This window comes from Arsenicibacter sp. R0_47, assembly GCF_057652235.1.
Window position 1 is genome coordinate 1 of record NZ_JBYFCJ010000141.1, and the last position, 233, is coordinate 233.

Sequence of the window (233 nt, forward strand, 5' to 3'; positions counted from 1 at the left end):
TTAGCTTCCTACAATAACATTTGCAAACAGGATTACTTTGTCGTTCAGGAAATACACTTTTAATAATTCTTCGATGAACATACCTTTCAGGTCGTCGCTCGGGGCAGGGAACTGGGTAACTGATTCGTGGATATAGGCATTAAATACCTCCCCTTTCGATGTCATCGGCTTGACGCCATTTTCTTCCAGGGTCCGGAATAATTTATTATAAATCAGCGACACGCCTTCTTTCA

1 protein-coding gene is annotated in these 233 nt (G+C 41.6%); it reads right to left on the reverse strand.

Features of this window, described 5'->3' with window-relative positions:
- Window positions 1–233: nucleotide exchange factor GrpE (locus AC23NW_RS36365; protein ID WP_487455616.1), on the reverse strand; the 233-nt coding region annotated here is incomplete at its 5' end.